This is a genomic window from Arthrobacter sp. SRS-W-1-2016 (assembly GCF_002009585.1).
In the GTDB taxonomy this organism is placed as follows: Bacteria; Actinomycetota; Actinomycetes; order Actinomycetales; family Micrococcaceae; genus Arthrobacter; species Arthrobacter bambusae_A.
Genome location: NZ_MTPV01000022.1, coordinates 18,604 through 40,634, shown reverse-complemented (window position 1 = coordinate 40,634; position 22,031 = coordinate 18,604). Strand labels below are relative to the sequence as shown.

The following is a 22,031-nucleotide window of genomic DNA, read 5'->3' as shown; positions in this document are numbered from 1 at the left end:
GGATTCCCCGCGAAAATAATCCCCCGCTTATGCCAAACGGATCTTCTCGGCATCATCGCACTGCCTGCCGTATCTCAGGCCTTCAAGTATTTGGTGTCCTGCCTCAAGAGGCGGAACTGCTTGCAAGTACCAATTTGGAACATTCTCGTCCGGCGGCGACCAGCCATTTCGAAGGAGGTAGTCGGCGTCGATGGGCCATTGTTCTCCTGGCAGAAACTCCGCCGACACAATTTCGCACCAAACACCGTCCGCGCTCAGGCTGGCCTGGGCGTAGGGTCGGTTCGGTCCGTCGGCGTTGTCACCGTAGTCAATGCTCAGGAACGAATTCCATTGCATGTTTGCAAGAACTTCGCTTACTTGTTCGCCTGCTCTTGCCCAACGTTCCTGAACGACGTGAGCGTCTTTGAGAGCCCTGACAATGCCATCGAACTCGCCCTCGATTTCCGGAGGCTGAACGGCACCGATCACGGACTCCCAAGCCCCAAAGTACCTTCGGATTGCGATGACAGACGGTCGCTCACGGCGAGCCCAGGTTTCGGCAATTACCCAGCTGTCGTAGCTTGCGACATCTTTTGGCGACCCAAAGTGGTGGTAGTCGTTCATGAATGCCGCTGCCGCTTCACGGTACTCAGCACCGCTGAACGTGACTTTTGCCGGAGGGGCATCCAGATCGTGCCTCAGCGATGCATCCGCAAGCATTCCTGGTTTTCGGAGCAGCGCCACGGCGATGTCGATGTCGAGTTGTTTTCCGAGCGCGACCAAAACAATAGGGATCTCGGAGGGAGCTATTCCGGAGTTCTTGAGCCTGCCAATGAGTCGCTCTTCATTCAGCAAAGCCTTGGAGGTCGAGTTACAGCGCATCCTCAAGGACCTTGTCCGCTCTGCTTCGGCACGATCGGCGACGCGAGAACTAAGGAGATCCAGAGTCTTGTAGCTTCTTAGGTTCGCCGCAGAAGCAATTGTCAGCAAGGGATCACCGGCCAAAAATGATCGCACGGCTTGCCCGGTTGTTTTGCGCGGATCAGCAGGTACCTCATCAAGCGAAGACTCTATTTCCTCCAACTTGGCCACCTAATCTTGAACAGCGCGGAGAGCATCCGTCCACGTTCCGTAGATGTTTCGCACCGAAGCTCCCACTGGCCTCGGCCGGCCCGCGGCAACTTCCTGCTTGACCCATTCGTCGTAGGCTGCGTATGTTGCCTTAGTTCCGGCGAGAGTGGACGTGAAACAGAAGTCCCGAACGGCGTCGTCGTATTCTTCCCGAGTGAACTTCAGCAGTCCCTTGGTGCGCCCTTGCTTGGTGGTCCCGATGCCCATAGCCTCGAGCGCTTCGTTCCATCCACCGAACCGCTTCATGACGGTCTGACGCGTGGGAGGCCAAGGAAATGCACCCTGCCTTGAAACCAGACCAAGCGCAATCACGAGTTCGTCCCGGAGCTCGTCATAGCGTTTGCCCGTAATGCTAGCCTCTGGCTGCTCGGTAAGGCGCCTCTGGGCAGCACCAACGACACCGAGGATCGTGGCAACGTCACTTGGGGTGGCCTCGGCAGATTCGAGCGCTGCCCGAAGTTCCCTTATGAGTGACAGGTCGAGGTTAACCGCCGCCCATTCGGGAGCCGGGGCAAGGCCCAACTCTGCGCCGAGCAGATACCAGACCCCGGCGGCGAGCGCCTCCTTCGAGAAGATGTCCTCGGCTTGGTACTTGTCGAAAACAATCGTGGATGCTTTCAAAGCCTCCTCGGCAAGATCGACGTCGATTGCCGGGTACAGGGCCTGTAGCTTCATCACGGCGTCCGGCCGGGTTACTCCACGCTTGGCCATCTGCCGGGCAGTTTCGCCGTAAATCAGCAGAAACTCTTGATGGGCGGCCCTCACTGAAGCTTCCTTCGCCGCAATTCGGTTCCGCCGCGACTGCTCGGCGTTCGTGCCACCGACCTTCGAAATGATCTGCCGGACCCGCTCGCGGGTGATACCGAAGCTCTGGCCGATAGAGTCCAGGGTCTCGCCGTCTGAGTAGCGTTCCACCATCGCGGTGTCGCGCTGCTCCCGACTGAGTTCAGGAGTAGTTGTCATGGTCACATTCTTATCAGTAGGTTCGGACAATATTTCGCAACTGCTAGGTAGGATTAGTTGCCGCGGTGGGTGCCCCGGGTTGGTTTTGACAAGCAACTTCAGAAACAACTGGTTCGGCTGGGCCGCCGGCAACACGCGCCGGATGTCCTCCAGCGCTCGTAGCGGATCGATGCCGGCGACCGTCGCCCCATAAAGAGCCGCCACCGTCGGGGTCCGAGACTCTGCCCGCACGCAATGCAGCAGCACCGTTTTGCCTTCGGACCGGAAGAGTTCGACGGCGGCAGCGGCCTCTCTCAGCACGAAACCCGGTTGGCCGTTGTCGCCGGCCTCCGCAGAATCCACGACCCAGAAGGTCGCTTGATCACAGGACGGGACATCCGGCACGTCCTCCACGCCCAGCCTGCACAGCGACACAACGGCATCGATTCCGAGCTCCGCAACCCGCGCAAGGGATCCGATCCCGCCCAGCCACACGCCGTCGTCGTGCGGGTGTTGGACCAGCACATCGGTGCGGCCCCACATGCTGTAGTCCTGATGCGCGGCGCGGGGCCAGACGTGATCGCGGCGGCCCTCGCCGCGGGCGAGCTCCATGCCGAGGGTCATGAGGTCGCGGGCGTGCAACCCTGGCCAGCCGTGCAGGCTCCGCCGCCATTCGAAGGGCACCGCGGTGTAACCGTGCGCAGCTCCCAAAAGGCCGCCGGCGATTGCGGCCACGGTGTCCGTGTCGCGCCCGCCACGGACGGCCTCCTCCAAAGACGCCCGCAGATGCGCCGGACCGGACGCTGACAGTCCAGCAAAGTGGATGGCGCTCCAGGCTCCTTGGAGTGCTTCCACCACCCAGCCGTTGTGTTCGAAGTCCCGCGGTCGGGACCGTTCGGCCCCTTCGATGCGCTCGAGCCAGACGGCCGCCCGCCCGGGAGGCAGCAGAGGCAGGCCGGCCCGGACATCGAGCTCTCCGGTCAGAACGGCTTTCCGGATGGCGACGCACCAGAGCCCGCAGGCTTCCTGTGCGTTCGGATCGGTATGGGTCAGCGCGCTGACCACTGCCGCCTCAGCCATCAAGGAAGCCGGGTCCCGGTCCAGGTAGGCGAGGGCCAGCGGTGCGGTTCGCATGAGGGATCCGTTGCCCGCGCTGCGGCCGGTACGGGAGTGGAAGTCCGCGGCCGCGGCAGTGAAATCGGCGGCGTGGACCTTGTCCCGGCCAGCCGCCGAAGCGAGCCGGCGCGCCGCCGCAATGACCGAGCTGGTCTGTGCGCCCACGTCCTTTGCGTCCGTGGCCCAAGCGGCCCATGCCCTCACAATCATGGTCAGGACGGCTGGCGAACCCGAACCCGCGGCGGAAGAAGACTCGAGCAATGCCTGCGCGATCGGGATGGCCATGGACGTGTCGTCGGTCCACTCCGACGGCGCGAAGCCGAATGGACCGCCACCTTTCATGGTTACCTCGGCGCCGTCGGGAAGCGGAGCACCGAATTCGTAGCCTGCGCCGAGCGCGTCTCCCGCGGCCATGGCGACCAGGACTCCGGCGGCGCGGTCATTCTGCAATGGGTTCAGTCTCATGCGATCTCCATCAGGGGGTGCCTGGTGTTCCATCCGGTTAGGTGTGCCAGTTCGGGCTGGCGGTCGGGGAGTGCGACGGCGATGCCGGCCCCTTCGAGCGGTCCGGTCCGCCCGCCGACGTTGCGGCTGCGTAGGGCGCCGTGCTGCCGGATCTCGACGGCAGCCAGGCCGTCGTCGAACGTTCCGAAGTTCATTGCCTGCACTGCTGCTGCGAAGTCTCGAGCCCGCTCACCTGGCATGGCCCCCGCGCCCCGGAGGTGCAGCGGGAGCAGCTCGACGTCCAGGAGAGCGGATTCGACCAGTTGGCGGTAGTGCCTGCGGAACAGTGTGTGCGTGCCGAAGACCTCAAGCAGAAGTGGCTGACGTCCCAGCCCGATCACCACTCCGCGTTGGCCTTCAATTGGGTTCGGGGCATCGGCGACGTCGAAACGCCGATTAGCACGGTGGGCGTCGAGGTGGTCCAGCAGGGAACTCGTCGCCGACGGGCCGCGGGCCGCGTCGAAGCGACGGACCCGCTCCCAGATGCGGTCCTGCGGGCCAGCGCCGCCGCGTTCCTCCGTGCGGGAAACGAGCTCCGCCCTGACGTTCAGGGGAGCGCGCCGGCCCTGGCGGCGGTGGTTGGTCTCGCCTGCTTGCCAGCGGCCGGCCTCCACGCAGTAGGTGTCGATGTCGCGGGTCTCGCCTGCTCCGAGGACGACGTCGCGGGCGCAGGTCCGGTGCTGCTGGCCGCCCTCGAGCAGCTCACCTTCCAGGAGAAGCGCGGGCCTGGGGCCGTTGTTGGTGACCGTCAGCTTGCCCACTTGGGCTCCGCTGGCGAGTTCTGTCACGACGATGTCCGCATGGGTGCCGGTGCTGATGCCCAGCTGTCCGGGGCCTGCCGTCCAGACGGGAAAGATGGTCAGCGGGCCGAGCGTGCTGCCGACGCCGACGTGAAGCTGTTGAACCCTCATGGGAACCTCCTGATGATTTATCGCAAATCTGCGCTAACTGAAATCAGTATGCGCCGCTTGCTTCTTTTGCGCAACCCTGCGATAAATGGTTCTGTGAAGGATTCCAAAGACAGCTCCGGACTCTCCCTGCTCGACTACCCCCGGCCGTCGGTTGCGGTGGACGCGGCGGTGCTGACGGTGGCGGCGGGCAGTGTTTGTGTGCTCCTTGTCCGGCGGGACCAGGGAGACCGGGCAGGCGAGTGGGCGCTGCCGGGCACCTTCCTTCGCGAGCGCGAGCGGCTGAATGACGCGGTGCTGCGGTGCCTCCGCGAGAAGGCCGGTATCTCAGGCCGCGTTCCGCGGCAGCTGCACGTTTTCGACGACCCTGCTCGGGACGACCGCGGCTGGGTGCTCTCTGTGGCGCACGTTGATGTGGTTCCGTTGGCGGCGCTGGGGGAGGCGCTCAAGTCCGACGGCGTCAGGCTGGCTTCGGTGACGGACGAACCTAGGGTCGTGGCTGGGTTGCCATACGGTCATACGGACATCGTGGCGAAGGCCGTGGAATGGATGCGGGCCGCTTATGCGGAGATGCCGGATCCGGGTGCATTGTTGGATGAGCCGTTCACACTGCGTGACTTGCGAACGCTGCATGAAGCGGTGGCGGGGGAGACATTGATGCGGGACACGTTCCGGCGGTTCATGGAGCCGAAGCTTGAGGGGACTGGGCAGATGTCGGACGGGACGCGGGGAAGGCCTTCGCGGTTGTGGGTGCGGGAGTGAACCTGTCCGCTCAGGCGAGGCGTTTGTTCCAAAGCCAGTCCTTCGCACGCAGAATGGTGTGAACTGAAACAGGGCCTCGAGACGCGGGTCCAGGGGGAGGCAATCATTTACACAGAACTCGGGACGCTCCGATATCGCCAAATCAATGCACTCGCCTGGCGCGTGGCAAGTGAGCTGAGCCGGCGCGACCGCAGTCTGTTCATTGGTCTGACAGGTGCTGGGGGCTCTGCGGCTCAAGCTGACGCGTTGACTTTGACCAACGCAAGCGGCCTGGAGTACCAGGCGCGCCGCTGTGGTTTGGGGTTCACGGGTGGCATTGGTGGGGATTTCCAGATGTCGTGGGACAGAGCATTCGGGATGCCAAGCGCTAGGGCGGTTGCGATTGCGCTCGAAGAATCTCAAGGGATCCATCGCGCCGAGAAATCGCCGGCGACCACTCCCAGGGCGCTGGGCTATCGCTTGGTTGCTTCCATGTTGGAGCTCACGTTAGGCGATCGTGTCGAGTGGTCGACAAGTGAGTCCCGCGGAGGCCCGCTCGATCCGGCGTCTGTAGCGACCCGCGAGCGGCTGCGCGATTGGGAAGACACACGCTGGGCGCTGCGGCGCGCCGGCCAACCCGTAGCGCGGCTCGACAACTTCGGTTGGTTGGAGATTGATGGTCGATTAGTGGATCTTCATTTTAGGTACCGTGAGCTCAATGGACGCCTATATCCACTGGTGTTAGACGTCCTCAGCGGTCTACTGCCGTGAAGCTGCGCAACCGTCAGATTGCAACATCAGCCCGGAGGAGCGCCGTGAACCCCCGCTAGTTGGGTTAGAGCTGGGGCGCAAGCCAGCGAGGCGTTGGGATTCCGTCGCTGACTGACGCTAACATCTGACAAGAGTTTGATAAATCACATATGAAATGAGAGATTCATGGGGGCACCAGAGTACTCCGACAGCGATGTCGAAACGATGGCTGAGACGCTTGCAACCTTGGTGGCAGGCGGCAAGACACTTCAAGGGGCTCAGGCAGCCTTGACATATGTGCCGGACGGACTTGTGCATGCAGCACGCGTGTTCTATGAGAAACGGCTTAATCTCATAAAGGAGATCCCGGATCCGGGTTTCTTGGCGGACAAGCACCGGAAAGTTGGCTTCTGGTACTCCGGTCCTCGACATGACGATGTTGTTTGGCCCACGCTCAAAGCCAGGTTACTGCAGGAACTTCCTGAGACCGCAGTTGAAGGCGTGGACGCGGCGTCCTCCAAGGTAATCGGTTTAGGGAGTCCTCCGGGCAAAGAGTCCATCAATACTAGGGGCCTTGTGCTGGGGTACGTTCAGAGCGGCAAGACGACGAACTTCATGTCCGTCGTCGCGAAAGCAGCTGACGTCGGGTACCGACTCATCATTGTTCTCACCGGAACGACCGAAAACCTGCGTACGCAAACGCAGGACAGGATCAACGACTACTTGATCAAACCCTGCAATTCAATCTGGAACCCGTTGACTTCCGTCGACATGGACTTCAGCATGACGACGCCTGCGGATGCCATTCTCAGCAATGCGTCGATGCGATCAATTGCTGTTGTGAAGAAGAATCCCGCCAGACTCCGGCGACTCCACAAGTGGATCAAAACCGCATCTGCGACTACGCGTCAAAGTTGCCCGATTCTGATCATTGACGACGAGGCTGACCAGGCGTCCATTGACGTAGGAACAAAGCGTCAGTCGACTATTAATGGACTCATCCGCGATCTTTTGGCCAACCCAAAGGCCGCATACATCGCATATACGGCTACGCCCTTCGCCAATTTGCTTATCGATCCGAGTGTAGAACATGACCTGTACCCACGAGACTTCATCGTGGACCTTCCTCGCCCCGATAACTATTTTGGGGCGGAACGGATATTTGGTCAATTGGAAGCGGAGAGCCTCGAAGATTCGGTGGATGATGGCTTGGATGTAGTCCGTTTGATTTCCGATCTGGAAGTTGACTCCGTTCGTCCGCCACGGAACAAGACACTTCTCGAACAATGGTCTCCTGAGGTGCCCGATGCAATGGACGCGGCAATTCGGTGGTTCCTGCTGGCCACGGCTGCCCGGCGCCTCCGCGCCCGTAGAGTTGCTCATTCTTCAATGCTTATCCACACCTCGATGTTGGCTGGCGCGCATGAGAAGACTGCGGAAGCGGTCGTCGATCATTTGGACGGGCTTAGGGCGGAGCTGGTCAATGAGACACCTGCGGCTCTCGACGTATTCCGAGATCTTTGGGAGTCCGAATCGGTTCGTGTGAAGGCCGATTCCTTTGGAAATCAGCCCATTGCATTCGACGACCTGCTGCCCCACCTGCTTGAGACAGCCCGTGGCACGAAAGTGATCGTGGATAACTATCAGTCAAACGACCGATTGGAGTACGACAAGGAGCACCCGCAGACAGCGATCGTCATCGGTGGCAACACGCTGTCCCGTGGGCTCACGCTCGAAGGTCTCACCTCGAGCTACTTCGTCCGTGCTTCATCGGCGTACGACACCTTGCTCCAGATGGGACGCTGGTTTGGATACCGAGTGGGTTACGAAGATCTGATCCGCATCTGGATGAGTTCTGAGCTGAAGAGCTGGTTCCTCATGCTGTCCATCGTTGAAGCCGAGATTCGCGAGGAGATCCAGGTCTACGAAGCGGAGGGTAAGACGCCGGCAGAATTACCTGTCAAGATCCGAACACATCCCCAAATGTCAGTGACGTCGGCTGCGAAAATGCGTTCCGCAGTCAAAGCGCAAGTCAGTTATTCGGGACGTCGTGTCCAGACAATCATGTTCAACGAAGACGACAGCGACTGGCTGGAAGGCAACATCATGGCAACCAAAGACCTGTTTGAACGTCTGATCAGCGAAGGCCATGAGGAAAACGAACTTGAAGCGTCTCGACGCGGATTCCGGGACGTTTCGGCTGACGAGATTCTTGACTTCCTAAATAGCTACAAGGTCCATGACGCGGCGAAATCCATCGACAAGGACGCGATCCGCCGTTACATCGAAAAGGAACGTGCCGAAGGTGATTTGAAACGCTGGGACGTTGTGCTGATGGAGCCCCTCAACGGTGAGGAGGAGCTGGATCTTGGGCTCGTTGGGAAAGTCCGGCTCCTTCGCCGCAAGAAGATGTATATCCCAAGCGAGGACGGGACGGCCAATCTAAAGGCAGTTGCATCCACGTCTGACCGCGTTGCAGATCTTGGCGTCGGTTTGGACTTCATCCGGAAATCACTGAACCTAAAGTCCACGGACAAGATCACGGATCGCCAGTTGCTGCAGTTCCGTCAACTGCGGCAGACGACGGATCGAACGGGTCTACTGTGCATCTATCCAATCGCCAGGGAATCTGATCCCGGCCTGGATAAATCCGCGCTGGAACCAGTAGAGAACCGCCGGGTTCCGCTGTTCGCTGCGGCTGACGTGATTGGGCTCTGCTTCATGTTCCCCGAGTCACGAAATCCTCGATCAGTGGTCGACTATGTCGCCGCCAAGGTAGACGCCGAATATCTCGAAGCGCTCGAAGAAGAACTCGAGGCAGCCGATAAGTTGGACGAAGCGAAGGCTGTCGAAGACGAGCTGGTGAAAGCGTGAGAGAGTCGTCGAGTTCGGTCTTTGATTTTCTAGCCAAGGATACCTCCACTGCTGGAAGCTTCCATTCCCGGAAATCTGGCATATCTGCGGCGCACGGCGAGGTGCTTTGTGCCGTGGACTCCGACGGTCGACCCGCAGTGCTCGTCCCAGTGGGGACCCCAAACGGCGGTCCGCTCGACTGGGCCAGTAAGTCGTTGTCCCTTCAGACACTCGAGCTCGCTGTTGATGGTGTTCAACTCCCCTTTGTGATTCTCCGCTGCATCGACCGGAAGCTGCAGCACCAGTTCGGGCTATTAGCGGACGACGTTCTGGACGCCATAGAACTGGACCCGGGTAAGGCATCGAACGCAGTATCGACGACTATAGACCGGTGGAGAAATCTCTTTGAGGCCGAACGCGGAAACCTTTTGGGGGCCGCGCAGTTGGCAGGCATCATGGCCGAGCTCACAGTTCTTCATGAGCTTGTAGGATCTCACGGACCTCTGGCTTTATCGGCTTGGCAAGGGCCGAAAGGCAACCGTCACGATTTCGTGCTTGCGGACTGCTCTATTGAAGTCAAGGCCACAACCAATCACAACAACATGGTGGTTACCATCCATGGTGGTCGTCAGCTGGCGGCACCGGATCAGGGCGGACTCTACCTTCGAGCCCTCCAACTTGAGCGCTCGCCAAACGGCACATCCGTCCCCGGCAAGATCAGGGAGCTGATCGCACTCGGTGTTTCCAGACTTGAGCTTCTAACAGTGCTAAGCGGCGCCCAATATTTGGATGCGGACTCGTCTGCATACGAAGGATTGAGATTTACGATACTGTCCGAGAAGTCGTATTTCGTTGACGCAAATTTCCCGCGGATTACGGCAGAAACGTTGCTTCCGTCCGGCACAATCGAGCGGCTTGGAAACATTTCTTACTCCATTGACTTGGGCCATATGGAGGAGATCGACCTCGATCTGTCCAGGGTCTCGATTGCGAACGACAGGCGAAACTAATGTTGTCGCTGTACAGGCAGCAATACGGTGCGGATGGGGGCTTGGATGCGCGTTCTGCGGACAACGCCATCGGGCGTACTTCACTAGGGCTTTGGGATCTTGTGCTCCGCGAGTCTCTCCAGAACAGTTGGGATGCGCGAACCGAAAAGAATGGAAAGATTTCATTTTCCGTGGACGAGTATGAAATGTCGATAGAACAAACTCGCATTTTGACCGAAAAAGTTTTTCGCAAACTGCCCAGCCATTGCAAATCTACCGATCTGCACAAACATATTTTCGATCGCCGAATACGAGTCCTAGTAATTTCGGATTCAGGAACACGTGGCTTGGGAGGTCCTATTCGGGCGGATGTTTCCGGGACGTCGGGTGAGCGGCGGGACTTCGTCGATTTCGTCCGGAATCTTGGCCGTTCGACCGCCAAGGGCCTGGAGGGCGGAACCTACGGGCTTGGCAAAGGTGTACTGTACAGGGCCAGCCAGGTTGGCCTTTGTCTTATCTACTCTCAGGCGCGACATAACGGATCGGTTGAGCCCCGCTTGATTGGGGTGTCAGGAGGGGATGGCGACTACGATGACGAGGATCGTCGGTACACTGGCCGGAATTGGTGGGGTGTGCCCGGACCGGATGGGATCGTAGATCCACTTACCGGTCCCAGCGCCCGGGGGCTAGCCGAAAGTCTGGGCATGCGTATTCCGGCGGTCGACGATACCGGAACGAGCATAATGGTTGTCGCACCAGACTTCGTTGGGGTCAGAAGTGGCCGTGATCGAGTATCAGCTATTGCGGATGCCGCCTTGAAATGGGCTTGGCCACACGCCATCGATATGGGGAAGGGACCGAACATTCGGTTTGAGTTCACTGCGGACAGCAACTCAATCCCTAGTCCCGAACCGCTGAACCATCCGGTCTATCGTGAGTTTGCTTCGGCATACATAGAGGGCCGAAAACGGATCATCGATCCTAGCTATGAAAGCAATTGGCAGACCACGTTCACGGCGATTCGAAGCCAGAAACCAAAACGAAGTATGGGGCTACTAACGCATCGTATCAGCCACAATCCCGTTGCGACCGGATCCGAACTTGAGAACTCCGTTGCCCTTCTTCGGGATCCGAGGATGGTGGTGAAGTATCTACCCGTTTCGGCCCAGCCAAGTGGGGTGCCGATATTTGGAGTATTCATTTCGACACCTGACATGAATGAAAAATTCGCCGAATCGGAACCAGTGACGCATGACGATTGGGTATATCAGCAGACCGCCGCGGCAAAGAATTCACCGAACCCCGTTAGGATTGCACTGGACAAAATTCGGGAGACTTTTCGGGCGCTTTCGATCCAAGGTGCCAAAGCTGGCACTGGAGTTGCCTCCAAGGGTGCTGCTCGAGTGTCGGCTGCGCTGGGCAGCCTGCTTTCCGGTTTCTCAGGCAATGGCGCAGAACAGCAAGCAGCGGGCTCGGTGGAGGGCCAAGGTGCAAAGCGCCCGAGAAAGGCATCGATCCGTCAACTAGCCGAATCGTCTTTGGATCTAGTGGACGGCGAGATAGTGGCTCGGTTCCCTTTCGTCGTGAGTGGGGGGCGCCCAGGAAACGCGGTGGCAGTCCGTGTTGCGGCTCGCGTTGTGACGGAGTCGGGAGGGAATGAATCGGCCAGCCCAGCCGACGCTGAAATGCCCCGTTTCATCGGGTGGATGTTTCCGAATGGCCTGCTGTCCTCCGAAGACGTGTTGACGGTGGCGGTGCCGAGCGAAGATGAGATCACGGCCGTTTTCACTCAGCCTGCCGATGCGGCAATCCGCGTTACCGCCACTGTGGAGGAGCTTGAAATTGCGAGGAGTTAGCCTCGGGCACCTCACGTTGCCAATTGAGGATGTGTCAACAACTTTGTCATGGGAGGTTTCTGTTGGTGAGACAACTCTGGAAGATGGCGAGGCCGTGGCGGAGGACTGGACTTATTACGACGACATCTTCATTAAGTGCTCTTATCAGCTGGATCTCAAAGCTTCCCTACAACGACTCCGACTGTCGCCAAGCGCACGTTTAGGAGCTCTCATTATCGCCCGCTCGTCGGGTACGCCTCTGATTATGACTTCTGAGGTTCTCGATGTTCGTGGTGGGCGCCAGCAGATCTACCTGACCGTTCCGGCGGATCAGATTTCTGGCACAGTTTCCCTGGAACTTCAGATTTCGGTGCTTACTGTCGGTCATGCCGTGGAAAGTCCCTTTGCGCCGAAGAGGCTTGGAAACACAGTGTTCCGTTTCGACCGAAAGATTGTCTTGGAGGGCACGGCCCCTCGTCTTCCTATGCTCCCTGTGAGTTTTGCCGATCACGGCATAGCGGGTTCGAGCACCTCACTTTGGTGGCTTCGGCTGACAACTCGTGATTTGGCAGCCAACGCCTCGGCCGCCATTTGGTTATGGCTCAACGCAGACAATCCTTTTATTTCCCGAATGCTCGATGATTCCGAATCCCCGGAATCCGAGACGTGGTTGCGGTTTCTTGAACTGGACTTCATGCGCCAACTGCTTCGCGAAGCACTTACCCATGACGAACTGAGCTTGCAAACTCAATATCCGGAGGAATCTCTCGGGTACGTCCTAAGCGGCGTGGTCCGGCTCCTAGGCGAATCCCTTGATCAGGTCCGGCAACGGTACCGCGAGGATCCTGGCCGCGTTGAAGCAGAGCTCCAATCGAAAGTTGGTGCTAACTAGAATGGCCGAACTTCAATCGTTGCTCTGCTATCCCCGGATGCCGCTTTACGAGGCTGCACAATCTTGGGAGGTGCTCCGCGGACAGAGTATGGCGGAGATCCGCGCTTCCCTAGATCTCAGTACAGTTCAGGCTCAGTACTACCCTCTCGCACGGCAGCGTGCTGGTGCTGAAGAGTTACTAGGCCTCCGACAGAAAATTATGGGTATTGCGGAGGAATCTGGGTTTCCATCAACGGTGAGCAGCAAAGTCTTAGTTGAATTCGATCGATCCGTCGGGCCAGAGGTTCATGCCCAGATGGCCATCATGCCCGCCGATGCATCGTCGATTGATGTTTGGAATTTCATCAACACGGCGGTTGTGCCGGATGTTGTCCTTTGGAGGTATGGACGATTCCACACTCAAACCAAGAAATGGATCATCTCTGAGGATCGCCTGTTCGACATAACCAGGACAACTATCGGTCGGCTATGGTGGAGGGTTCATCTCCTTGGTCCCGAACTTGCGCGCAAGCTGGGTGAAGATGAGGTCGTCAACCTGTTGGAAAAGCCGCGCATCGGCGGTTACCCGCTTCTATCCCGCGCGATGGGTGCGCGTTTGTTAACGTTTTCCTCGGAATCGAACACTGGTCGGCGTATGGAACTCTTCCGAGATGCCACGAAACGGCTCCTCCGCAAGATGGCGGTCCAATCCGTTTTCGTTATGACGCCGGAGCAAATTGACGAATTCGTCACATCGCTGTTCCTTGAGTCCGCCATGGCATTGGGTATCTCTGTGCCGGAGGCCCCCACGGAGGCATCAAGCGAAGCGGAGGAGTGAATTTCATACGGATGGGCCGATTTTCTGGGGAACCATGGCGCCAACTGGGCGCGGAGTCTGAAGCCGCACCGAACTAAGCATTGTCGACCGAGTGACGGGCGGGAGATCGGGATTCCCGACCGACCGTCTGTCCGCCAGACTTCTTAGTCTTGACGCCTCCGCTAATGCGAGCGGATTCCGAGCCTTCAGTCCATAAGAGCCCCCAGCATGTCGGCTACAACATCACCGATCTGCCTAGACAGCAGGGGTGGGACGGCGTTCCCCACTTGGTGAAATTGCTGCGTTCTGGCCCCCTCGAAGAAGTAGTTGTCGGGGAAGGACTGGAGACGCGCGGCTTCCCGCACCGTGAAGCTGCGGTTCTGTTCCGGATCCGGGTGAATATAGTAGTGCCCGTCCTTGGAGATGTGCGAGACAACTGTCGTGGCGGGTGCGTCCCAAACCTGCACCCTAAAGCGGTCTGTAAAGGGAGTTCCTACTTTGCCGACATTTCGGTGCTCGGGATGGAGCTTTGCCGGTAAGTCGATGTACTTCGGGCTTTTTCCCAAGCGCTCCGCAAGCTCTGCCATCACGCGATACCGCGCCAAGTCAGAAACCATGTGTGCGCGGGGCTCGTGATGCACGGGTACCGTTAACCTGTCATCTAGGATCCACGATTCGTAGGAATCCACTGCCAGAACTCCTGCCTTTACTGGTTCCGGCTTCGACGCTACATCTATCGTCCGTACATGGCTTAACGCATCAGCCTGAACGGCGCGCCAGTCTTGATCGACCTTCGGTTTCCTGCCCGAGGTCTGTGCTCGAATGCTGGGCATCGTCTGCAAGGCTGCGCGGACCGTAACTGGCCCGTCGGCTTTGTCGAGAACGAGTCGAGGAATGATGGCGGCGACGTCACTTCGAACCCCGAGCAGAATCACGCGGTGTCGCTTCTGCGGCACACCATATTCTTCGGAACGGATAATGAAGTCGGACGGGTCTAAGTCCTTGGGATCTGCTTCCACCACCAATGAACGGATTTCGTAGCTCGCACCACCGGGGAGCCGCTTGAGGTCGCTCAGTATGGTTTGGAACATGCTGCTGTCGCCATTTTTCGACGAGAGAAGCCCTTTGACGTTCTCCATAACGAAAATCGTTGGCTTGAACTTGCCCAGGATGTGGAGGTACTCGCGGTAGAGGAAATGCTTGTGGTCTGATGCGAACGCCTCGTCTCCAGTCCTGCGGGACCGCCCGGCAAGGGAATATGCCTGGCACGGGGGCCCGCCGATTAGCGCCCAATGACCTCGTCGATTCTCCGGCCCGAGCTGCCGTTCGATGAAGTTGTCCACCTCAGGGCGATTTTTCTCACCAAGCTCAACCTGGTAGACGTGGGACTTCGCGGCTAGATAGGCTTCCCTGAAATCACCCGTGAGAGTGGACTGCCACGTATTCTTGCCCTGGATGTAGTCGAAGTAGGGCTGCAGATCCCCTCCGGATCGAACTAGCTCCCGGTACGTCGCTCGTAGCCTGAGCGTCTGGCAGGCAAGACTATCCATCTCAAAAGACGCCAACGTTTTGAAGACGAAGTCGCCCCGCTCGTCCTTGACGCTTGAGAATCCTTCATTTAGGCCGCCCGGCCCGGCGAAGAGATCAATTACTGGAAACACATGAACCCCTTGATATCTGACACTCCAGGATACCAGGTGAGACAGACATCTTAACCATCAATTCTGCGATGCTCTCCGAAGAGGCACCGGCTGCTGCATGGTGGGGGATCGGTCAGCCGATGAGAGATCACCTGCTTGGTGCTTGGCTGCCAAGGGCTCCCAACAAGCAAATTGCGTTGACCAACCACAGGGGCTAGGGATTAGAACCAATCGCCGGGTCAAAATTGCGATCTCCTCCATTGAAGGTCCTAAATTGCTGGGGCGAAGCTTGGGAGGCGCCCAACGTGGCACTAATCTGAACTAAGTTGAGGTCGGCAGTGGTGCCGAAGATTGGGGAACATAGTGGGGCTTTCGAACCGCGAATACGTCGGACGTGCTCTGGACGCGCTGGCAGCCGGACTTGGCCCCCACATCAGTGCCCATCTGGGTGCCTTGGCACCAGGAATCTCGTGGACCAAACTTCTTGAGCACAAAGATGCCAGCGCGGGTAAAGCCCCGAAAACCTATGCCCCCACGGATCTGAGTGTTCAACTGCGCGTCATGACCGAATCTCTCGGCTCGCTCGGTTACCCCTTCAACCTGGGGCACGACGCCCGCAGCTACACCTCCGAACTTCGCCAGATGCGTAACCTCTGGGCCCACAATGAGGCCTTCGACAACGCAGACACCTACCGCGCCTTGGACACGGCGGCCCGGTTGGCTAAGTGCTTGAAACTCGACGACGCTGAGCAAACTCTCACCGCACTACTTGAGGAATACAAGATCAAGGACAAGGGGGCCGTCTGGAACGGCTCCGAAGCCACCACCGTCGGAGGCGAAGCGGAAGAGCTCCACGAATCGCCGCCCAGCGAGCTTGCCGAAAAACCTCTCAATTATCACCAGATCCTCGTGGAAATTACTGCGGCTGACGCGCTGAGCTACGCAATGGCCCACAACGGTTTCAAGTTCGTCCGGCAGATCAAGATCACCAATCCAGGCACGGAAGTTCGGGGCGCGGTGGTTCGGATAGAGGTTCTGTCCACCGCCGGGAGGATTTCTGAGGACTTCCAACAATACGTTGACCTTGCCGCTGGCCAGAGCGTCGTCCTGGACGACGTGGACGTGTCGGTTTCGCCCAACACCATGTACGAGCTTTCAGACAAGCAATCCGGCAGAGTTGTCGTGACCGTTGGATCCGGCGCCGGAGAGGCCACCACGGAGATCGGCAAGGCGGAGGTCCGTATCGACCTCCTTCCGGCACAACTCTGGATCGCAGGCAACGGGCTGGTCTCATACGAATTCTTGGCGGCTTACGTTCAGCCGCACCACCCCGCAGTCGGCAAGCTTGTCTCCGAGGCAGCCGACCTCCTCTCCGCTGCCACTGGCAATAGCAGCCTTGGCGGCTATACGGAAGGCGCCGATCGCGTCGACGAAATCGTCTTCGCACTCTCCCAAGCTGCTAGCAACCGGAACATTCGATATAGCATGCCCCCGGCCAGCTGGGGCCTTCAAGGCCAGCAGGTTCGTACGCCCGCACAGGTACTCGAGGACCGGCTCGGTACCTGTCTTGATACTGCGATTGTCATGGCCGCCGCACTGGAATTCTGCAACATCAGACCACTGCTTTGGATTGTGGAAGGCCACGCGTTTTTGGGATATTGGCGGGAAGAAGGTGTGCTGCCCACAGCCGCTTCCGACGACGTTCCTCAACTCGTCAGCCTCGTCCAGCGTGGTTACATCGGCCTGATCGAGACCACACTGCTCACGGGCAGCCAGCCCATCACTCTTGCCGTGTTGCGGAACGCGCCCATAGCCAAATACATCGAATCGGGCAACGACGAGATTCATGCTGTGACGGACATCCGCCGCGCTCGGCTTGACGGTATCTATCCGCTGCCCGCCCGGACTATGTCTGAGACCGGGACTCCGGTAGTGACCACTTACGTTCCCGAAACGAAGGTGGCGCCAGCACTCCCCGAGAAGCATGGCAAGGTCGTCCGTACCGCCAGCCATGGAACCGAAATCCCGCCTCGTGTTACTCAGTGGAAAAATGCGCTGCTCGACCTAAGCCTGCGGAACCGTCTAATCAACTTCACCGACACCGCACGCTTCCCACTTGCCGTACCGAGCTCGTGGATCGGCTCGTTTGAGGACCTGATCAACAACGGCACGCCGATCAGCCTGCTCCCTTCCACTCAGATCAGCGCGGTCCACCAAGAGCGCGGTATCCGCTTTGGCCGTGATTTGCCCCAGGATGAGCTCATCGCATTGCTCAGTTCCAAGAAGGCAGTGTTCGCAGAGGTCAGCGAAGATGCTTACAGCACCAAGATGCGCGGTCTGGCCTACAAAGCCAAGACGCAGCTCGAAGAAACCGGCGCCAACAACCTTTACCTGGCTCTCGGGAGCCTTATGTGGGAACTCGACGGCCGTACCCTCCGTTCGCCGTTGGTCCTTGTACCGGTCAATCTGACTTCTGCAGGGAAGCAGGGGCTCTACCGCGTGACCTTGGACGAAGCTGGCCAGTCCACTCCAAACTACTGCCTGCTTGAGAAGCTTGCTTTGACGCACGGGCTGCGGATTCCTGGGTTGTCCGAGCCGGTTGAGGATGGCTCAGGAATGGATCTCGACGCAGCTTTCAATGCGGTCCGCGAGGCAGTCTCGGCCAAGGGGCTCGCCTTCCGGGTGGAGAATACCGTGGACCTGTCCATGCTCCAGTTCGCCAAGTTCCGGCTCTGGAAGGATCTTGACGAAAACTGGGAACAGTTCGCCAAGAACCAGCTGGTGCACCACCTCATCAGCACCCCCACGGAACTGTTCCAGGACGCCGTGACCGTGAGTGACGACGTCGATCTCGACGCACTTGCTGCGCAATGCCCCATTCCGGCTGACTCATCACAGCTTCAAGCAGTCGCGTCGGCGGTGTCCGGGCAGACCTTCGTCTTGGAAGGACCTCCAGGGACGGGGAAATCCCAGACCATCACCAACCTGCTCACGCGCGCGATCGTCGAAGGAAAGCGAGTGTTGTTCGTTGCCGAAAAAAGAGCCGCACTCGAGGTCGTGCAGAAGCGCCTTGACGAGGTAGGAATGGGGCCGTTCTCTCTGGACCTCCACGACAAAGGAAGCAAGCCCGCCGTGGTCCGCGCCCAGATAAAAAAGGCCTTGGAACTCCGACTGGATTCGGATGCCCAGCAGCTCGAAACTGCCTCAACAGACCTGGCCGCCGCCCGCCGGGGCCTCATTCGTTATGCCAGCAATCTGCATGAGGAAAACGGCGCGCATCTCTCCCTTTACAGCGCCCGCACAAAGGCGCTCACCTACGAGCCCGACGATCCAGCGATTGCGCTTGGTACAGACTTCACTTCCTCAGCGAACGATTCCACTCTGGAGCCGGTCCGGAGTGTTCTGCGTGAGCTGCCTGAGTACACCGACCGAGCCCGCCCGGGTAGGGACCATCCGTGGCGGTTTGTCGCGGCTGTCGCCGGACCGGAGCAGACGGACCAGCTGCTGACCATCGGGAGGCGTGTCGACGCGGCGCTCGACGCCGTCCGCTCCGTTGAGGGATTGCCGCAGGTTGTCTTCTCCGCTGGGCAGCCGTCCGACGTCTCGACCCTCGCCGCGCTTTTGAAAGACAGGAGCGTTCCGCTGGAAACGCTCGACGTCGTTCGGTCCGGGAACTGGTCTAGCGGTGCCGGCCATCTGGAACAGCTGGTGGCCGCGTTCGCCGCGGTCAATCACCCGGGTCTCGAGCAGGTAGCGCCGGAGGCTATGGACCTCCCACTGCAGGACATCCTGGCACGCGCGGTGCAGGCCGCTGCGACCGGCTTCTTCGGACGGAAAAAGCGACTACTGGCGGTCGCGGCTGAACTGGACAGCGTTGTGCACCCAGGCGCAGGGATTCGTCACAAGGAGCTGGTCCCGCTGCTGGAGAACCTGGTTCGTGCGCAGCAGCAAATCCGGGGACTCCAAAACGAAGCGCAGACCGTGCCTGGCGTCTCCGTGCCCCACTCGTGGAACCCGCTAACAGAAGCCGGGCAGGCAGCGTTGAACCACCGATTGGGTTGGCTGCGCTGGGCGGCGGAGGCAGTAGTCCCGAACAACGGGAAGGGCGATCTCCTGTTCAAGAGGGCACTGCGCACGTTCCTCAACGACGGACCGCCCGTGCACGAAAACATTGTCGGCTGGCTGTATGAGCTAGGGCAGGCGTGGGAGGCCTTCACGAAGATCCCCGCCGTCGCGGAGTCGGAGCTCAAGAGCTGGGTGGGAGACGTCGGCTTTCTGCAAGTCTGGGCGGACACTCGCGCGACCCGGCGCTTGGATGCCGACGGTTCGGCCCCGCTGCAGCGCTGGGTTGAGCTTTTAGAGCACATTGAACCGCTCCGGTCCGTCGGACTGCACGGGGCACGCACTATGATTCTGGACGGTCTTCTGGACGCAGACGACGCAGCAGCTGCCTTTGAACGCGGGCTCGCCGAGAGCTCCCTCGAAGAACGCAGTCTCGCCACCGGCCTGCAGGACTTTGATTCCCACGCCCACGAACGCAACATCGAGCGGTTCACCTCGCGAGCGGCAGCCGTTCGCGAGCTACTGAAACGTAACCTTGCTGCCAAGGTCGTTACCGGAAGGCGGGTGTCGTCGTCGTCGAACTCTGGCCGGATGGGGGAGTTGCAACGTCAGCTGACGCGGCAGCGCGGCGGGATGACCGTCCGCAAGCTCATGGAAAACTACGCCGATCTCGTCACACAAATCATGCCGTGTACCCTGGTCAGCCCCGACTCCGTGGCACGGTTCTTTCCCGCAAAGGCAGATCTGTTCGACATTGTGGTGTTCGACGAAGCCTCGCAAATACGTGTGGCGGACGCTGTTGGTGCCATGGGCCGGGGTGCCTCCGTGGTGGTCGTGGGGGACAGCAAGCAGATGCCCCCGACCTCCTTTGCCGAATCCTCTAGCGATTCCGTGGATGAGGTCGAGAACGACATCACGGCCGTGGAGGATATGGAATCCATCCTTTCCGAGTGCGTGGAGGCACGGGTACCCCGACAGTGGCTGTCCTGGCATTACAGGAGCCAGGACGAGTCCCTCATCGCGTTCAGCAACCAGCAGTACTACGACAGCAAGCTCTCGTCCTTTCCTGGGCCATCGCACGGGGCGCCGGATCCGGGGCTACGCGGCCACGGCGTCAACTTCGTCCGGGTGGACGGACAGTTCCACAGGTCTGGGCCGTCCAAGGTGCTTCGCACCAACCCCATCGAGGCCAGGGCCGTAGTGGCGGAGGTTCGGCGGCGCTTCGACGTGGATTCCGTCGGCGCACCATCGGTCGGTGTGGTGACGTTTAACTTGCAGCAGCGGGCGCTTATAGAAGGCTTGCTTCGCGACACAGACGATCCCCGGATCATGAAGGCGTTGGACGAGGACGCTGAAGGTTTGTTCGTGAAGAACCTTGAAAACGTTCAGGGCGACGAGCGGGATGTCATCCTCTTCTCCACAGGCTTCAGCAAGAACGATAAAGGGTACTTGCCTCTGAACTTTGGCCCTCTGAACCGAGCTGGTGGTGAGCGGCGCCTCAACGTGGCCGTGACCCGTGCTCGACAGCAGGTGATCGTGTTCTCGAGTTTCAGCCCTTCAGAGCTGCGGGCCGAGGAGACGAGCTCTGTCGGGATCAAGCATTTGCGTTCATACCTGGACCTTGCCGAACAAGGCACCGGTGCACTCCCATATGATGGTCGCCGCGCCATTGGGGTGGATTTACATCGCGAGGAAGTTGCCGACGCGCTGCGGGACCGCGGGTTTGTTGTCGCTACGGATATTGGATTGTCCGACTTCAAAGTCGACATCAGCGTCGCGCCCCAGGAGTCCCCGGACCGCCCGGCAATGGCCATCCTTCTTGACAGCCCCGCTTGGGCGGCCCGCCGCACAGCGGGGGACAGAGACGGCCTACCGGGGGACGTCCTCACCCGCATGATGCGCTGGCCGTCAGTCCAGAGGGTCTGGCTGCCGGCGTGGATCAAGGACCGGAACGACGTGCTGGACAAGCTTGAGCAGGCTTTCAAGCAGGCGGACTCTGATTCCGCTACGTCCCAATCCGAGTCTCTCGGATTGTCGGAGGATGAGTTTGAGCCCTCGAGTGTCCTGACTGTTGCACACTTCCCAGATGATCGGGCACGTGACCTATTCAGCCAAGAGCAAGTATTGGCTGATGGGTCGTTGCTGGCTCCTGCGGCTCAGATCCTTGGGCAATTCACTGCCACCGACGAACGTCGGCAAGCCGAATTTAAGCCATGGGACGTGCAACGATTCGGTAACGTCGAGGTTCTGGATAGCTTGCATTCGCGCAGGTCCGTGCAGGCTGTCCGTGAGACGATCCGGGCTATCGTCGAGGCTGAGGGACCGATTCACCGGGAACGGCTGGCCAAGCTTGCCTGCGCCGCGTTCAACCTCAATAAAGTCAGCGCGCAGCGGGCGAAATCGGTATTAGACGTATTGGACAACGACGTCCATCGCTGCGACTCGGACGGTTTCATTTGGGATGCATCTATTGACCGGGACAGCTGGTTCGAATTCCGGACCAATGGGCCTGAAACCGATAGGAAGCCGGAGTACATCAGCATCGTGGAGCTTCGCAACGCAATGGTGGATATTGTCCGGCTTTCAGGAGGAGTTTCCATTGAAGAATTGCACCGGGAGACTGTTCGAACATTCGGCGGAAAACGTCGCACCGCTGGCATCACAGCGCGACTCAACCAGGGGCTCCAACACGGCGTTGACACGGATCAGCTCGAGTTGCGAGATGGCGTAGTCTATTTAGCCGGGTAGCGCTTCGCAGAGTTCGGCCGACGAGACCAAGACGCACAATGGGCGTCGGTGCATGGTCCCACGCCTACAGATCAAGCTGGCGGGCGTGCCGAGAAGGTTGACGTTACCAATTTTGGACAATGAAGGAGAAGTCTTTTGTCAGGGC

Annotated in this window: 12 protein-coding genes; 8 read left to right on the top strand and 4 right to left on the bottom strand. The window is 59.4% G+C overall.

The window, feature by feature from the left end:
- Window positions 1–27: 27 nt before the first annotated feature.
- From BMF89_RS05600 to BMF89_RS05590, 3 genes are read right to left on the bottom strand one after another with little or no spacing between them, the layout of a single operon-like run.
- Window positions 28–1,062: a hypothetical protein gene (locus tag BMF89_RS05600; RefSeq protein ID WP_139359561.1), complete on the bottom strand. Its 1,035-nt coding sequence runs from the start codon at window positions 1,060–1,062 to the stop codon at window positions 28–30.
- A gap of 9 nt (window positions 1,063–1,071) precedes the next feature.
- On the bottom strand, window positions 1,072–3,633 hold the full coding sequence (locus BMF89_RS05595; protein ID WP_078106091.1) for an ADP-ribosylglycohydrolase family protein: 2,562 nt from the start codon (window positions 3,631–3,633) through the stop codon (window positions 1,072–1,074).
- Entirely contained in the window at window positions 3,630–4,583 is a 954-nt protein-coding gene (locus BMF89_RS05590; RefSeq protein WP_078106090.1) for a DUF6569 family protein, read from the bottom strand. The genes BMF89_RS05595 and BMF89_RS05590 overlap by 4 nt, the downstream gene beginning before the upstream one ends.
- 93 nt (window positions 4,584–4,676) lie before the next feature.
- Between BMF89_RS05590 and BMF89_RS05585 the strand changes: the two genes are divergently transcribed.
- The 7 genes from BMF89_RS05585 to BMF89_RS05555 all read left to right on the top strand — a co-directional run bounded on the left by BMF89_RS05585 (window position 4,677) and on the right by BMF89_RS05555 (window position 13,457).
- Window positions 4,677–5,342 carry an NUDIX hydrolase gene (locus BMF89_RS05585; protein WP_253190719.1) on the top strand — a complete coding sequence of 222 codons (666 nt, stop codon included), beginning with the start codon at window positions 4,677–4,679 and terminating at the stop codon, window positions 5,340–5,342.
- 246 nt (window positions 5,343–5,588) lie between these two features.
- Window positions 5,589–6,092: a hypothetical protein gene (locus BMF89_RS05580; RefSeq protein ID WP_139359560.1), complete on the top strand. Its 504-nt coding sequence runs from the start codon at window positions 5,589–5,591 to the stop codon at window positions 6,090–6,092.
- Between the two features lie 165 nt (window positions 6,093–6,257).
- Window positions 6,258–8,945, top strand: a complete 2,688-nt coding sequence (locus BMF89_RS05575) for a Z1 domain-containing protein (RefSeq protein ID WP_078106087.1) — start codon at window positions 6,258–6,260, stop codon at window positions 8,943–8,945.
- Entirely contained in the window at window positions 8,942–9,934 is a 993-nt protein-coding gene (locus BMF89_RS05570) for a PD-(D/E)XK motif protein (protein ID WP_078106086.1), read from the top strand. Before BMF89_RS05575 ends, BMF89_RS05570 begins: the two co-directional genes overlap by 4 nt.
- The gene (locus BMF89_RS21545; protein ID WP_139359559.1) at window positions 9,934–11,769 is read left to right on the top strand and encodes a hypothetical protein; all 1,836 of its coding nucleotides are present in this window, start codon (window positions 9,934–9,936) and stop codon (window positions 11,767–11,769) included. The genes BMF89_RS05570 and BMF89_RS21545 overlap by 1 nt, the downstream gene beginning before the upstream one ends.
- Window positions 11,770–11,800: 31 nt before the next feature.
- On the top strand, window positions 11,801–12,640 hold the full coding sequence (locus BMF89_RS05560; RefSeq protein ID WP_139359558.1) for a hypothetical protein: 840 nt from the start codon (window positions 11,801–11,803) through the stop codon (window positions 12,638–12,640).
- A 1-nt stretch (window position 12,641) separates the two neighbouring features.
- A complete protein-coding gene (locus tag BMF89_RS05555; RefSeq protein WP_078106083.1) occupies window positions 12,642–13,457 on the top strand; it encodes a hypothetical protein in 816 nt (271 codons plus the stop codon).
- Window positions 13,458–13,642: 185 nt separating this feature from the next.
- Here BMF89_RS05555 and BMF89_RS05550 read toward each other — a convergent pair whose 3' ends face one another.
- Window positions 13,643–15,097 (bottom strand): DNA cytosine methyltransferase, encoded by a 1,455-nt coding sequence (locus tag BMF89_RS05550; RefSeq protein WP_139359557.1) that lies wholly within the window; start codon window positions 15,095–15,097, stop codon window positions 13,643–13,645.
- 342 nt (window positions 15,098–15,439) lie between these two features.
- On the opposite strand from BMF89_RS05550, the gene BMF89_RS05545 reads away from it, so the two are divergent.
- A complete protein-coding gene (locus tag BMF89_RS05545) occupies window positions 15,440–21,886 on the top strand; it encodes a DUF3320 domain-containing protein (RefSeq protein ID WP_171983408.1) in 6,447 nt (2,148 codons plus the stop codon).
- The last annotated feature ends 145 nt before the right edge of the window (window positions 21,887–22,031 follow it).

Excerpts from the sequence above, each read along its gene's own strand:
- BMF89_RS05575 (WP_078106087.1), top strand. The coding sequence starts at position 6,258 with ATGGGGGCACCAGAGTACTCCGACAGCGATGTCGAAACGATGGCTGAG.
- BMF89_RS05595 (WP_078106091.1), bottom strand. The coding sequence starts at position 3,633 with ATGAGACTGAACCCATTGCAGAATGACCGCGCCGCCGGAGTCCTGGTC.
- BMF89_RS05555 (WP_078106083.1), top strand. The coding sequence starts at position 12,642 with ATGGCCGAACTTCAATCGTTGCTCTGCTATCCCCGGATGCCGCTTTAC.
- BMF89_RS21545 (WP_139359559.1), top strand. The coding sequence starts at position 9,934 with ATGTTGTCGCTGTACAGGCAGCAATACGGTGCGGATGGGGGCTTGGAT.
- BMF89_RS05590 (WP_078106090.1), bottom strand. The coding sequence starts at position 4,583 with ATGAGGGTTCAACAGCTTCACGTCGGCGTCGGCAGCACGCTCGGCCCG.